Annotated in this window: 10 protein-coding genes; 7 read left to right on the top strand and 3 right to left on the bottom strand. The window is 65.1% G+C overall.

Annotated elements, in window-relative coordinates; all coding sequences use genetic code 11:
- The first annotated feature begins 9 nt into the window (after positions 1-9).
- From M2432_RS08780 to M2432_RS08765, 4 genes are read left to right on the top strand one after another with little or no spacing between them, the layout of a single operon-like run.
- A complete protein-coding gene (locus M2432_RS08780; protein ID WP_280826406.1) occupies positions 10-1,446 on the top strand; it encodes a condensation domain-containing protein in 1,437 nt (478 codons plus the stop codon).
- Positions 1,447-1,474: 28 nt separating this feature from the next.
- On the top strand, positions 1,475-2,833 hold the full coding sequence (locus M2432_RS08775) for a hypothetical protein (protein ID WP_280826405.1): 1,359 nt from the start codon (positions 1,475-1,477) through the stop codon (positions 2,831-2,833).
- A 6-nt stretch (positions 2,834-2,839) separates the two neighbouring features.
- Positions 2,840-4,234, top strand: coding sequence for a hypothetical protein (locus M2432_RS08770; RefSeq protein ID WP_280826404.1), 1,395 nt, complete (start codon positions 2,840-2,842; stop codon positions 4,232-4,234).
- A 16-nt stretch (positions 4,235-4,250) separates the two neighbouring features.
- Positions 4,251-6,002, top strand: coding sequence for an AMP-binding protein (locus tag M2432_RS08765; protein WP_280826403.1), 1,752 nt, complete (start codon positions 4,251-4,253; stop codon positions 6,000-6,002).
- A 207-nt stretch (positions 6,003-6,209) separates the two neighbouring features.
- Here the strand turns inward: M2432_RS08765 and M2432_RS08760 are convergent, their stop codons facing one another.
- The 3 genes from M2432_RS08760 to M2432_RS08750 form a co-directional block, all read right to left on the bottom strand.
- A complete protein-coding gene (locus M2432_RS08760; protein ID WP_280826402.1) occupies positions 6,210-6,746 on the bottom strand; it encodes a GAP family protein in 537 nt (178 codons plus the stop codon).
- 39 nt (positions 6,747-6,785) lie between these two features.
- Entirely contained in the window at positions 6,786-9,875 is a 3,090-nt protein-coding gene (locus M2432_RS08755; protein WP_280826510.1) for an RND family transporter, read from the bottom strand.
- A 222-nt stretch (positions 9,876-10,097) separates the two neighbouring features.
- Entirely contained in the window at positions 10,098-10,826 is a 729-nt protein-coding gene (locus tag M2432_RS08750) for a hypothetical protein (protein WP_280826401.1), read from the bottom strand.
- A 78-nt stretch (positions 10,827-10,904) separates the two neighbouring features.
- Between M2432_RS08750 and M2432_RS08745 the strand changes: the two genes are divergently transcribed.
- Genes M2432_RS08745 through M2432_RS08735 form a run of 3 tightly spaced genes read left to right on the top strand, consistent with a single transcriptional unit; the run spans position 10,905 to position 14,756 of the window.
- Entirely contained in the window at positions 10,905-12,416 is a 1,512-nt protein-coding gene (locus tag M2432_RS08745) for a carboxylesterase/lipase family protein (RefSeq protein WP_280826400.1), read from the top strand.
- Positions 12,417-12,449: 33 nt separating this feature from the next.
- Complete coding sequence (locus M2432_RS08740) at positions 12,450-14,429, top strand: phosphotransferase (protein ID WP_280826399.1); 1,980 nt, start codon at positions 12,450-12,452, stop codon at positions 14,427-14,429.
- Positions 14,430-14,756 carry a YnfA family protein gene (locus tag M2432_RS08735; protein ID WP_280826398.1) on the top strand — a complete coding sequence of 109 codons (327 nt, stop codon included), beginning with the start codon at positions 14,430-14,432 and terminating at the stop codon, positions 14,754-14,756. It abuts the gene before it with no gap.
- Position 14,757 lies beyond the last annotated feature (1 nt).

Here is a 14,757-nt window from a genome sequence, read left to right as displayed (position 1 = left end):
AGAACTGCTGTGGTTGCGATGAAACCCATCCACGATTGGACGGGTGAACCCGGTCGGGTGGTGTCCTGGAATCCGTCGCGGGCATCGCAGGCGAAAGTGCTGCAGGCACCGGTCAGCGCGGTGCCGCCCAGCTACCAGCAGGAGCAGCATCTGCTGGCGTACCGCAAGCACCTGTCCCAGGGCACCGACATGGCGCGGCTCAACATTCCGGCCTGGGATGTCCCCGGCACGTGCGACGTGCGCGCGATGACTCACGTGATCAACGCCTACCTGCGCCGGCACGACACCTTCCACAGCTGGTTCGAGTACACCGATGACGATCGGGTTGTCCGGCATACGGTGAGCAACCCGCGCGACATCAAGTTCGTGCCCACCGAGCACGGTGAGATGTCGCCGAGCCAGTGGCGCGACCACATCCTGAGCACGCCCGATCCGTGGCAGTGGGACTGCTTCCATTTCGGGATCATCCAGCGCGCAGGGCATTTCACGATGTACATCAGCGTCGACCACGTGCATACCGACGCGATGTTCATGGGATTGGCCTTCGTCGAGATCCACATGATGTATCACGCACTGGTCCATGGCGCCGCGCCGTTGCAACTGCCGGACGCCGGCAGCTATGACCAGTTCTGCCTCGCGCAGCGGCAGTACACCGACGAACTCGACCTGAGCACGCCGGAGGTCCGGGACTGGATCACCTTCCTGGAGGCCAACAACGGCACGCTGCCGAAGTTCCCACTGCCGCTGGGCGATCCGTCACTGCCGTACACCGGTGACGTCGTCACCATCGAGCTGCTCGACAAGGAGCAGGGGGACCGGTTCGAAGCGGTCTGCACCGCCGCCGGCGCGCGGTTCAGCGGCGGCGTGTTCGCCTGCGGAGCGCTGGCGGAACGCGCGATGACCGGTGCCGCGAGCTACAGCGTGATCACCCCCACCACGACGCGCCGCACCGAGGCGGATTACATGACTACCGGGTGGTTCACCGGGCTGGTGCCGATCACCGTGGAGTTGTCAGAGTCGTTTGCCGCCATTGCTCGCTCGGCGCAGGAATCCTTCGACGGCAGAATTGATTTGGCGCACGTGCCCATCGAGCGGGTGCTGGAGCTGGCCGAGCCGGGCAGTGGGATCCGAAGCCCCGACCCCGGGGTGCCCATGTTGTCCTACCTGGACGTCGGACTGTTCTCGCCTGGCGTCATCGGCGAGTGGCAGCGCTTGGGCGGCACCATCTACAGCGATTCCCGCTCGGCCTACCAGGTCGGGATGTGGGTCAATCGGGTCGAAGACCGCACGACTGTCACAGCGGCGTTCCCATCCAATCCGATTGCCCGCGAGTCGGTTCTGCGCTACCTGGAGGCCATGAAAGCGGCATACCTGCGGGTGGTGGAGGGCCACGACACCGTGGCGCCAGTCGACGACGCAGCCGGTCTGGATCTGAAGACAGCGTGAGCACAGAGGCATAGGAGGTGACGGTGCGATGACGGGTGCCAGCATGCGAGTCGCTGATCAGCTCGCATACACCGACCAGGTGATGTTCCTCGGTCTGCGCGCAACCGGCCAGGAAGCCGTGATGCAGTGCGTCTGGATTTACGAACGCCCCATCGACTACGACGGGCTGCTACGGTTCCACGACGGTATCGGCTACGGGGTGTTCGGTAGGCGAATCGAGTGCTCGCCGTTGCCGTTTGGCCGGCATCGCTGGGTCGCGGCACCAGGGCCCCAAACGAAGTTGGATATTGCCGAGCCCCGGCCCCGTGCCGCACTCGCAGGTTGGGTGGATGAACGCGCCGCCATGCCGCTGGACCCCGAGCACGGTCCCGGCTGGCACGTCGGCGTGTTGCCCATGACGGACGGCTCGACCGCCATCTGCCTGGTCGGCTCACACTGCATCGGCGATGGCGGTGGTGGCATCCTCACCATCTTGGATGCGGTGTACGGGAACAAGACGGACTTTGGTCATCCGCCGCCGTCTTCGCGCACCCGCTGGCGGGCGATCGGCGCGGATCTACGGGCCACGCTGCGGGACGTCCCAGAAGTGGGCCGCACCCTGGTGAACGCGGCCAAGCTGGCTCGCCGCCGCCGTAACGACATCTCCCGCTCCACAGCGGCGCGGCCGCGGGTGCCGGGCGGCGGAACCGAGCGTGTGTACACGCCGGCAGTAACCGCCTACGTCAATCGGCAGGACTGGGAGCTGCGCGCGAAAACCCTTGGTGGCAACAGCTATTCGTTGGTAGCCGGTTTCGCTGCGAAACTTGCGCAGGCGGTTGGCCGGGTCCGGGCCGAGGACGGGCTGGTTACGCTCAACATCCCACAGAATGACCGCACCTTGGACCGGGACACCCGGGCCAACGCGGTTGTGTTAGTCAATGTCGCCATCGATCCGACTACGGTCACCTCGGATCTATCCGACACCCGTGCCGCCATCAAGAACGGCATCACCACGGCGCGCGATGTGCCCGACGAGACCCTGCAGCTGCTTCCGTTGACGCCGTTCATCCCGAAGCGGGCGGTGCGCAAGATGGCGGACGTGCTGTTCGGCTTCGCGGCCGATCTGCCGGTCTCGTGCTCGAACATGGGCGAGGTCCCAGCGGCGATGGCAATGCCCGACGGCACCGAAGCGGACTACCTCTATGTCCGCGGCGTGGACCGCTATGCCACTCGCCAAGCCATGGAACAGCGCCGTGGGCTGCTCACGGTCGTCGCCTGCACCGTCGGTGCAACGGTCTCGCTGAGCGTCGTCGGCTACCAGCCGGGAGGCCCGAACACGGCTGCCTGGCTGCACGACCTGGTGGCCGATACTTTGTCGGCGTACGAACTCTCCGGCGTGATCGAGTAGGCACAGATGGTTCAATCATATTCCGCAACAAGGCGATTCACATCATCACGGCGTGATCTGCCGGAGCACCGACTGGCGCTGTGGGACGAAGCGGCGGTGCGCACCATGCGTGCCACCGGTCGGGTGCAGGTCATGCAGTGCACCTGGGTGTACGAGCATCCCGTCGATCTCGACGGGATTCGGCGATTCCACCAGAACTTCGGCGGCGGACTGTTCGGTCGGCGGATCGAACGTTCCCCGCTGCCGTTCGGCCGGTACCGCTGGGTGTCCGCGCTTGGTCCGCATGCACCGCTCGACGTGGCCGAACCTCGGTCGCGGGACCAGATCGGCGACTGGCTCGATGAGCGCGCACAACTGCCGATCGATCCGGAAGCCGGACCCGGCTGGCACCTCGCTGTGCTGCCGGTGACCGACGGTTCGACCGTGGTCACCGTGGTGATCTCACACTGCCTGGGCGACGGGGTCGGGGGACTGCTTGTGGTCGCCGATGCGATCGCAGGCAGGTGTGTCGACCTCGGCTACCCGATGCCGAACTCGCGCAGCAGGTTACGGGCGATCGCGCGCGATGCCCGCGACATCGCGTCTGGTGCACCCGAGATAGCCCGGACCGTCGTCAACGCGGCCAGGGTGCTGCGCCGTCCCAGTCCGGATAATGCGGCCGCCGCTGTCCGCGAGCCGGTGCGCACGGTGCCGGGCGGTGACAAAGTTGTTGTGCTGCCGTCGATCTCGGTATTCGTCGACCTCGATGATTGGAACGCCCGTGCTCAGGCCGTCGGTGGCAACAGCTATTCGATGTTGGCCGGCTTCGCGGCGAAACTTGGAGAGCGCATGGGCCGCTGCGGGCCCAAGGGCGACGTCACGCTGCTGATCGCGGTCAACGATCGCACCGAGGGCGACACCCGGGCCAACGCGCTGTCGCTGGCCACCGTCCCGTTGGACCCGGTAACTGTGACTACGGACCAGACCGGTGCCCGCGGCGTCATCCGCAAGGCGTTCGCGACGTTGCGCGAGCAGCCCGACGAGACCCTGCAGTTGCTGCCGCTGACCCCGCTGGTCCCCAAACGGTTGCTCAAACGGGTGGCCGACGGGTTCCTCGGGTCGGGCGAGCTGCCGGTATCGTGCTCCAACCTCGGCGATCTCATGCCGGAGGTAACCAGGGTCGATGGCACCGCGGCGGAATACATCGTGTTCCGTGGCATCGACCAGGGCGTCACCGGCCAGGAACTGGAGGACGCCGACGGCCAGCTGGTGCTGGTGTCTTGCCGGGTTGACGGCAAGGTGTCTATCGGTATCACCGGATACCAAGCGGGGGAAAAGAATTCGAAGGCTCGGCTCGCCGAACTGGCGGAGAAGACCTTGGCCGAATTCGATCTGACCGCCCAAATCGAATGGAACAGCTGAGAAAGGCTGAAAGATAATGAGCGAAACCACATTGATCGAGATACTGCGTGAACGCGCCAGCCTGCAGCCCGAGGACACCGCGTACACCTACCTGGACTACGACCATGATCCCGAAGGCGTGCCCGTAACCCTGACCTGGGCGCAGCTGCACCGGAAGGTACGTGGGCTGGCACATGTGATGCGGCAGAACGGATCGGTCGGTGACCGGGCCGTGATCCTGGCGCCGCAGGGCCTGGAGTACATCATCTCCTTCCTTGGATCGCTGGAGGCCGGTTTCATCGCGGTGCCGTTGTCCGTGCCGATGGGCGGTAGCCACGACGAGCGCGTGACGGCAGTGCTGGCGGACTGCCGGCCCACGGTCATCCTCACCACCGCACCGTACGCCTCAGCGGTCACCGAATACGCGGTGCAGCAAGGTGATTCGGACGCTCCGGCAGTGCTCTCGGTCGATGAGCTCGACCTCGATTCGCGGGTGAAGGCCATCAGCAGCCGCGAGGTCCGTCCGGCCACGGCGTACCTGCAGTACACGTCTGGGTCCACTCGGACCCCGGCCGGGGTGATGGTCTCCAACCGCAACCTCACGGCCAACTTCGAACAGATGATCTGCGACTTCTGCCCGCACTACGGCAAGGTGCCGCCGCCCGGCACCACCGTGGTGACGTGGCTGCCCTTCTACCACGACATGGGGTTGATGCTGGGCGTCGTGGCGCCCATTCTCGGCGGCTTGCACACGGTATTCACCACGCCGCTGCAGTTCCTGGCCAAGCCGGCACGGTGGCTGCAGTTGATGGCGCGCTACCCGCGGGCCCTGTCGGCCGGACCCAACTTCGCTTTCGAACTGGCTGTCGGGCGGACCTCGGACGAGGACCTGGACGGCCTCGATCTCAGCGATGTGCTTGCGGTGATCAGCGGCAGCGAGCGGGTTCACGAGGCAACGCTGAAGCGGTTCGCCCAGCGGTTCGCAAAGTTCGGCTTCCCCGAGGAGGTGCTGCGGCCGTCCTACGGTCTGGCCGAGGCAACACTGTATGTCTCCACCGGGCAGCCGGGTGTGCCCAGCGTCGTCACTTTCGACACGGACAAGCTCTCCGCCGGCCAGGCAGAACGTTCCAGTACCGGCGAGGGCACTCATCTGGTTGGTTACGGCACGCCCGAATCCCCGCTGGTGCGGATCGTGGATCCGGAGACTCGACTGGAGGTTCCGGCCGGCAGTATCGGCGAGATTTGGTCGCACGGCGAAAACAACTGCCTGGGTTACTGGGGCAAGGCCGAACAGACGGCATACACCTTCAGTGCCACTCTGCCGAAGCCGTCGGCAGGCGCACCCGAAGGTCCGTGGCTGCGCACCGGTGATCTCGGATTCATCTCTGACGGTGAGCTTTTCATCATCGGGCGGATCAAGGACCTGTTGATCGTTCGTGGCCGCAACCACTATCCCGATGACATCGAGGCGACCATCCAGGAGATCACCGGTGGCCGAGTGGCGGCCATCGCGGTCGAGGAAGACCGCACCGAACAGCTTGTCGCGATCATCGAGGTCAAGAAGCGCGGGGAGACCGACGAGGCCATCGCCGAGAACCTGGTCTCCCTCAAACGTGATATCGCAGCGGCGATTTCGCAGGCCTACGGACTAAGTGCCGCCGATCTGGTCCTGGTACCACGCGGAGCCATCCCGATCACCACCAGCGGCAAGATCCGGCGGGCCTCATGTGCCGAGCAGTATCAGCAGGGCAGTTTCGCCCGTTTCGATGATGAACTGACCGTGGCTTAGCCGTGACGCCCCCCGAACTGCGCTCATCGATCGAGTAGGGCCGGAAGTGCCGGAATGCTTTACGCAAGGAACTCCCTTGTTGGTAACCGAAACTCGGGCCGGATCGAGGCGATCTCTCACGGACTCCGTCGTCGCGGTGTTTGGTGTGGTGCTGGGGGTGCATCTCGCGATCGCCCTGGCGGTCGGAGCGGAATCCTGGGACGACGGCTACATCACGCTGTCCTTCGCCCGAACATTCGCTGAGACTGGGCATTTCGCACTGACGCCGATGAGGACCAGCAGCGCCAGGTAGTCGACGGACGGCAACGCGAGAGTCAGCCCCATCGCGCCGGATAACCAGGGTGAGCTGCCGCGGGCGAGTCCTTTGGCGCGGGTCAGGACGATCCGGGCCGACCTGGACTGGTCTGGTGATCCGGCGGCGACATTAGCGGCATCGGCGGCGTCGGAGCGGTGGGAGAATTGCCGCAGCCACACATTGCTGGCCACCACGGCCGCGGCGAGCGTCATCAGTACGCCGAAGACGAGTTGTACTCTGGCGGTTCCGAATTGGGGAACGCTGAGCACGCCGGGCCCGGCGACAAATAGCACGACCAGCCCGGCCGTGACCCTCATCAGGAAACTGCCACACAGAAACGCCAACAGTTGCAGCACCGGCCTGGGTCTACCGAGCGTCAATGTGATTAGGCCGAGGCGGATCGGCTCGAAATTCACCGCGATGGCAAGGCCAAGCACGGTGATCCACATCGTCCGTACTTTCCTAGAACTGCCTGTTCACCTTCAGCGCTACGTGGGTGAGTCAGCAGCGGTGCCGGTGAGGGCAGGCTCGGGCTCTCGCCCGTCCAGTGGTTCATCGTCCGTTGACGTTGCTACCTCGACCTCGTCGGGCACTGTTGCCGCTTCGGCGGCCTTAGGGGGCTTCGGGGCGTGCGCCGCCGTTTTGGACGGCCACCAGTTGTGCTTACCCACCAGGACGGTCATAGCCGGCACGGTGGTGGTACGCACCAGGAAGGTGTCGAGCAGAATGCCCACGCCGATGATGAAGCCGGCCTGAACCAGGGTGCTGATGGAGGCGAACAGCAGGCCGAACATCGACGCGGCGAAGATCAGGCCTGCCGCGGTGATCACACCGCCGGTGGCGCCGACGGTGCGGATGACCGCGGTTCGCAACCCATGGTGTGATTCTTCCTGGACCCGTGAGATCAACAGCAGGTTGTAGTCCGCACCCACGGCAACCAGGATGATGAAGGTCAGCCCTGGCACACTCCAGTGCAACTGTTGCCCCAGGACGAACTGGAACAGGGCGACTCCGATGCCGAGTGCGGACATGTATGAAATCACCACAGAGGCAATCAGATACAGCGGCGCCACCAAGGCCCGCAGCAGGATCACCAGGATCAGGAAGACGACCGCAATGGTCACCAGGATGATGAATCTGATGTCGGCGTTGTAGTAGTCGCGGGTATCGCGAAGTGACACCGTATAGCCTGTCATCGAGATCTTCGCATCGGAGAGTGTGGTGTTGGGTTGCGCGCCGTGGGCGACGTCCAGGATCGCGTTGGCCTGGTCCATCGCATCGGTGCTGAACGGGCTGAGCTTGGTTTGGATCATGTAGCGCACCGTGTGGCCATCGGGTGAAAAGAAAAGAGCCGCAGCCTTTTTGAAATCATCGGTAGCTAGGAACTGGGGCGGGACATAGAACCCTGACATGGCAGGGGTCGTGGCGTCGTTCTTCATCGCCAGCAGGAACGCTGACGCGTCGCCAAGCCCGCCACCCATTTTCTTGGTCTCGTTTACCAGCAGTGCTACGCCGTCTGCCACCTGTCGGCTCGCGTCGGCAAGCATGTCTGCGTGTTGTTGAAGCGTGACGAATTGCTGCCGCATGGCTGACGGATTGTCCGCCCCAGCCGAGCGTAGGGCCCTGCTTGCAGTGTCGAAGGCCCCGCGAAGGTTCTGCGTTGTCGAGCCCAGCGTCTGGTTTCCGTCGGTTGTCTGGAGCTGCTTGGCCAGCTGCAGGATGCTCGCCAGTGTCGCGTCGTTGTTCGAGTCGACGAACCGTTGCAGCTCTGCGCGGGAGGCCTGGCATGACGGGTCCGCATCGCACACAGGGCTGGCGTTCAGTGCGGCCAGAACAGGACGTGCCTGCTGTACCGAGTGGGAGGCGTCGTCGAGGCTGACGCCGAGCGAATTGCCGAGGGTCCGCATGCCGCTGACGAGTTTGGCCGCGCTGTCGAACTCGTTGAGCGCCTTGTTGCCGCCGATCTGCTTTTCCATCGAGCCCAGCACGTCGATCAGCCCACTGACGGTGACCGCGGACTGTTTCAGTTGGCCCCGGACACCGCCCAGCACCGTGGCGATCTGATCCGCGCCGCTGGCCAGTTTGTCCATGTCGCCGCCGCGCTGGGACACCAACGACGACGCGTCGTTCAACTTGCTACCGACCTGACCCGCTTGGAACGAGAGCCGGGCCTGCTCTAGAGACTCTCCGGTCGGTCGGGTGATGCCCCGTACCGCCTCGATGTTGGGCAGCTGGCTGATGCGGTGTGCCATCTGTTCGAGGTCGGCCAGCTCGCGCGGGCCACGGAGATCGTGTGGTGATTCGATCAGGAGATACTGGGGCAGGCTGGAATTCACCGGAAAATGCGCAGCGATCGCGTCGTAGCCCTGGATACTTTCCACCGAACCGGGCAGCCCTTTGCGGTCGTCGTAGTTGTACTTGGCCAGTCCGGAGAAGGTGGCCAGAATTACCAGCACGACCAGGCTGGAAATCAGGTTACGCAGTGGACTGCGGACGATGCGTACGCCCGATCGGCGCCACACCGTGCTTGTCAGACCGCGGCGTGGTTTGACCCAGCCGCGGCGGCCGGCGAGTACCAGGATCGCGGGCAGGAACGTCAGCGCGGCCGTACAGCCGATGGCGATGGCCACCGCCAACGCGACGCCCACCGAGGAGAAGATAGTCAGTTTGGTGAAGATCATCCCGATGAACGTGATGGCCACCGTGGCCGCCGATGCGGCGATCACTCTGCCGATCGAGTTCATAGCGTTCTGGACGCATTGATCTGAGGTCTCGCCTGACCGTAGGAAGTCGTGATAACGGCTGATCAGGAACACCGCATAGTCGGTTCCGGTACCGGACAGCATGGCGGTGAGCAGCACGATGGTCTGGCTCGAGATGCTCAGGCCCAGGGTGCCCAGCCCTGAGATCACCCCCTGGGCGGTAACGAGCGATACGCCGATGGTCAGCAGCGGCAGGATCATCGTCAGGGGATTGCGATAGATGACCAGCAGGATGGTCAGGAGCATCGCCGCCGTGGCGATCTCGATGTGTTGGCGGTCGCGTTCTCCGACGTCGGCAAGGTCGGTGAGGGTCGCTGCCGGCCCGGTGACGTGTGCTTGGATCGCGGACCCGGACACCATGTCCTTGATAGCTCGGCTGACATGAGCCGTCGCGGTCATGGACTGAGGAGAGCCCAGCGTGCCGGTGAGGCCCACCGGCAACAGCCAGGCCTTGTTGTCGGCGCTGGTCATCACCTGCCGAATCGGCGGGGTGGTGACGAAATCCTGCAGCGTGGCGACGTCTTTTTGGTCGTCACGGAGTTTGTGAACCAGTGAGCGGTAGACGTCTTCGTCGGCGGCATTGAGGCCCTTCTCGTTACTGAGAACGACCAACAGAATGTTGTCCGAGCCCGACTCGTGGAAAGCCTGCGACATCTGTCGGGCCGCGACCGATCCAGGGGAGTCGGCCGGAAGCAAGGCCGGCGGGGTTTTCTGGGCGAGTTCGCCAAGGGACGGGAACATCGGCGGCAGGGCAGCGGCGACGACGATCCAGCCCAGGATCACCAGCCACGGCCACCGAACGACGACGGTGCCCAGCCAATGGAGGACGCCGCTGTCGGTTTTGTCTTCGGTGCCGCGGAGGTGCCGCAGCAGCTTTGCTGCCTTACTGATCCTGCCTGTCCTAACCCGTCTTGACGCGATGGCGCTCGGATAGCGCGGCGTCCATACACCGGCGAACCGATGACCTCAGTTCGGACAGTGTATGCGGTGCCGTAAAGTGCCAGGATCCAGCGGGTTAAGTCTGGACGGTCTGGCCGCTCAGACCGCGGAGCAGGCGAACTTCTCGCCGAAGCCGTCTGGCGGTGGTTTGACCGGCGCCAAGCAGCCGAATGTCTGGATGCCGTCGTTGCCGAAACGCACCGCAGACCGCTGTGCGTTGTTCACACACACCAGGCCCGCGGCATCGGCCCGGCACCGGTAATCACCGAATTGCAGGCTCTCCCCGTCGTTCAACTTCGCGCCGGTGCCACTGTTGAAACGGCCTGGATCTCCGTGCACCGAGCCGACTTCTGCAGTCGATCCCTCGAAGTCAACCCAGCCCGGGACCCAGTGCCCATAAGCATCGGCGGGCCGCTGCGGTGGATCGGTGAGGTGCATCAGGCATGCCAGCGCTCCATTGAAGGCCTTGTCGGTCATGCAGTTGGCGCCAGAGGCGGTGGTGAAGGCGACGTCACCGGCCAGGTCGGTGACAGCGCCATCGCGAGTGGCTGAGTGAAACCCCTTGAGGTCGGCAGGGGTGCCGGCTTCGGCCCAGGCAATCACGTCGGCAATGGGGGTGCCGGGCTGCGGGACGCCGGGAGGTGCGGCCTTGGCACCTGAAGGCGCAGCGCTTGACGACGGTGCGCCGGCCTTCGGGGGCGTGCCGGAGGGTGCGGCGGCCGGCAGTGACGGCGCTGAGATCGCCACCCCCGGCTGTGCGTGTTGGCCGGCCGTGGCGGAGCAGCCCGCAACCAGGGCGCACGCAGCAAGAGCCACCGGAAGTCGCATGACGGTCAGGGTAACGGTGAATCCTTGGATCAGCGGGCCAGCCACCCCGAGCAGACAGATTTTGGTTACTGTCTACTCATGCACGATCGCACCGTTCGGGTGACCATCGACAGCGGCACCATTGAGGGGTTCACCCGCGATGGCGTGCACCGCTGGCGTTCCGTCCCGTTCGCGCGTCCGCCGGTGGGGCCGCGGCGTTATCGCGCACCGCAGCCGGTGCAGCCGTGGCGGGGCGTGCGGTACTGCCACGGATACACCTACTGCGCGCCGCAGGAACGCAAATACACGCTGCTCGGCCTGGGTAAGTACCAGGCGATGGGCGAAGACTGCCTGACCCTCAACGTGGTGGCTCCCCAGCACCACTCCGGCGATCCGCTTCCGGTGATGTTCTTCATCCACGGCGGCGGCTACATCATGGGTAGTTCGGCAACCCCGATCTATGACGGCGCCGCCCTGGCCCGGCGTGGTTGCATATTCGTCTCGGCGAACTATCGACTGGGTGCTCTCGGCTGTTTCGACGTTTCGTCACTGGCGACGGCCGAGCATCCGCTTGATGACAACCTGTTCCTGCGCGACCTGGTTGCCGCGTTGCAGTGGGTACGCACCAATATCTCGGTGTTCGGCGGCGACCCTGACAACGTCACCATCTTCGGGGAGAGCGCCGGCGCTCACGCAGTGGCCACGCTGCTGGCCGTACCAGAAGCGAAAGGGCTTTTTTCGCAGGCGATTTCGGAGAGTCCGGCCAGCGGCATGGTGCGCCCGCCGGAGGCGGCGGCCGAATTCGCAGAGCAGTTCGCCCGGCAGTTGGGTGCCGACCGCAACGAGGGTGCTGCTGCCGTGATGGCCGCTAAGCCCGCCGAATTGATGGCTGCGCTCGATCGGGTGATCCGCGGTGCCGTCGAAGACCTGCCCGGCGCCTTCCCTGCAGGTCCGGCCTCCGGTACCGAGTTCCTTCCCGAGGATCCCGTGATCGCGATGCGCACCGGCCGTGCCCACCAAGTGCCGATGATCGTCGGAAGCAATGCCGACGAGGGCCGGCTGTTCACGCGCTTCATGCAGTTGCTCCCCACCACCGAAACGTCCATCGAACGGGTGCTGGCCAACACCGCGCCCGGCATGCGCGACCGAATCGTTGCGGCGTATCCGGGCTACCCGAAGTCGGCCCACGCCTGCATCAAGCTCGGTGGCGATTTCGCCTTCGGCACCGCCGCCTGGGAGATCGCCGAAGCGCATTCCGCTCACACGCCGACCTACGTCTACCAATACGACTACGCCCCGCGGGCATTGCACTGGACCGGCCTGGGTGCCACCCACGCCACCGAATTGCTCGCGGTCTTCGATGTCTACCGCACGACACTGGGCTCCATGCTGACTGCCGCGATGGATCGCCAGTCGGCGTTGCGGATCAGCAATGACGTACAGAACCGGTGGCGGGCTTTCGCCCGCGACGGGGTGCCGGGGCAGGGCTGGCCGCAGTATCTCGCAGGCGAGCGCGCGGTGCTGGTGTTCGATCGGCATTCCCGGGTGGAGTTCGACCCGGCAGCTGAGCGCCGTCAGGCCTGGGAGGGCTTTGCACTGGCCGTTCACTGATCAGACATGATGGCCGTGGAGTACGTTGACGCCGTGACAACGTCCGGCACTGTTGTAAACCGACCGTCCGACCTCACCGCGGCCTGGTTGACCGCTGCGGTCGGTGCCGGTGAGGTCATCGATTTCACCGTCGAGCGGATCGGCACCGGGCAGATGAGCGAGTGCTACCGCGTCGCGCTGACTTACGCACCCGGCGACACCGGACCGGACTCAGTGGTGCTCAAGGTGGCCGCGGCCGATCCGAGCAGTCGGCAGACCGGCTTGGCCATGGGCCTGTACGAGCGCGAGGTCCGGTTCTACACAGACGTCGTCCCGGCTTTGACGCAGCCGCCCGTGCCCAAATGTCTAGCGGCCGGATATGAAGCCGACACCGGCGCATTCCACCTGCTGCTCGACGACGCCACACCAGCCGTCGTCGGTGACGAAATCTCCGGTGCCACACTGGATCAGGCCGCGATGGCGTTGACCGCTCTGGGTCGTGTTCACGGTCCGCTGATCGGCGCCGCGGCACTGCAGAGCGCGGAGTGGCTGCATCGCGAGAACCCACTCAACCAGGCGCTGATGGGTGGCCTGTACGCAGCATTCCTGGAACGTTATGAAACGCGGATCGCACCCGAGCACCGGGTGGTCTGCGAAAGGTTGATCGGCACCTTCGATGCCTATCTCGCGGCGGACGCTGCGGTCGAGCAGCCGCGTGGATTGGTGCACGGGGACTACCGGCTCGACAACTTGCTGTTCAGTACCGAGAGTGCCCGCCGGGATCTGACGGTGGTGGACTGGCAAACGGTGACCTGGGGTCCGGTGCTGGCCGACGTGGCCTATTTCGTGGGCTGTGCACTGCCCTCCGATGTCCGCCTCGAGCATTACGACGCGCTGCTGCGCGCCTACCAAGCCGGTCTTGGTGGGGCGCTGACGCTGGAGGATATCCGCCAGGGCGTCCGCCGGCAGAGTTTCTTCGGCGTGGTGATGGCCATTGCGTCATCGATGTTGGTAGAGCGCACCGAACGTGGCGACGAGCTGTTCATGACCATGCTGCAGCGCCATTGTCAGCATGTGCTGGACGCGGACGCGCTGGCTGTGCTGCCCGCGCCATCGGCGCCGGAACCGTTGCAGCCCAACGAATCCGAGGAGGGCATCCACCCGCACGAGGGCGACACATTCTGGAACGAGAGCTGGTATCTGGATTTCGCCGATCCGGCTCAGCAGGTGGGCGGGTGGGTGCGCCTCGGTCTGGTTCCCAATCAGGAGCACTGCTGGATCAACGCCCTGCTGTGCGGGCCCGGCATGCCGACCGTGGCGCTGCTGGACTGGCACGCCCCGGTGCCGGCTGATCACACCCGTGTCAGCGGTGATGGGGTGGCCATGACGCTGGAGTCGACCGAGCCCTTACGCACTTTCGAGGTAACGGTCCAGGGCGCCGGGCAGGCCTACGATGATCCGTCGGCGTTGCTGCGCGGTGAGGCGGGCCGGCCCGTTGAGGTCAGTATGAACCTGACGTGGCACACCGCCGGTGTCCCGTATCAGTACCGGATATCCCCGCGCTACGAGATTCCATGCACGGTATCCGGATCGGTCACCGTGGACGGCCGGTCGTATCAGTTCAATGCGGTTGCCGGACAACGTGATCACTCATGGGCACCACGAGACTGGTGGAGCATGGAGTGGATGTGGTGCGCCCTGCACCTGGACGACGGAACTCACTTGCACGGTGTTGAGATACGCATCCCGGGAATGGGGCCCATCAGCGTCGGTTATCGGCAGGACCCCGGCGCACCGCTGGTCGAAACGCAGACGGTGCGGTGCCGGGAAACGTTCGGCGACAACGATTTACCGACCGGCGCAGAGTTGACGCTGGACGAGCTGACCGCCGTCGTCGACATCCGGGGCCACGCTCCGGTCCGGCTGGACGCCGAGGACGGTCGGGTCAGCCAGTTCCCGCGGGTGTGGGGCACGGTGGTCACCGGCGACGGCCGTAGCGGGTCGGTCTGGATGGAGTGGAACCGCAACCAGTAGATGGTGCTCAAGTCGATTGGACTGTTCGTCCTGGCCGCGATTCTCGAGATCGGTGGCGCCTGGCTGGTCTGGCAGGGTGTCCGTGAGCATCGCGGCTGGATGTGGGTGGGTGCGGGGCTGGCGGCACTCGCGGGGTACGGGTTTGTCGCTGCGTTCCAACCGGATTCTCACTTCGGACGGGTGCTGGCGGCTTATGGCGGGGTATTTGTCGCCGGCTCGTTGCTCTGGGGCATGGTGGCGGACGGATTCCGGCCGGACCGGTGGGACGTCGCGGGGGCTCTCGTGTGCCTGCTCGGTGTCGGTGTGATCATGTACGCGCCGCGCTGAC

Source organism: Mycobacterium sp. OTB74 (assembly GCF_029892685.1).
Lineage (GTDB): Bacteria > Actinomycetota > Actinomycetes > Mycobacteriales > Mycobacteriaceae > Mycobacterium.
Note: the sequence above shows the minus strand (reverse complement) of the source record. Positions and strands in the feature narration are given on the sequence as shown.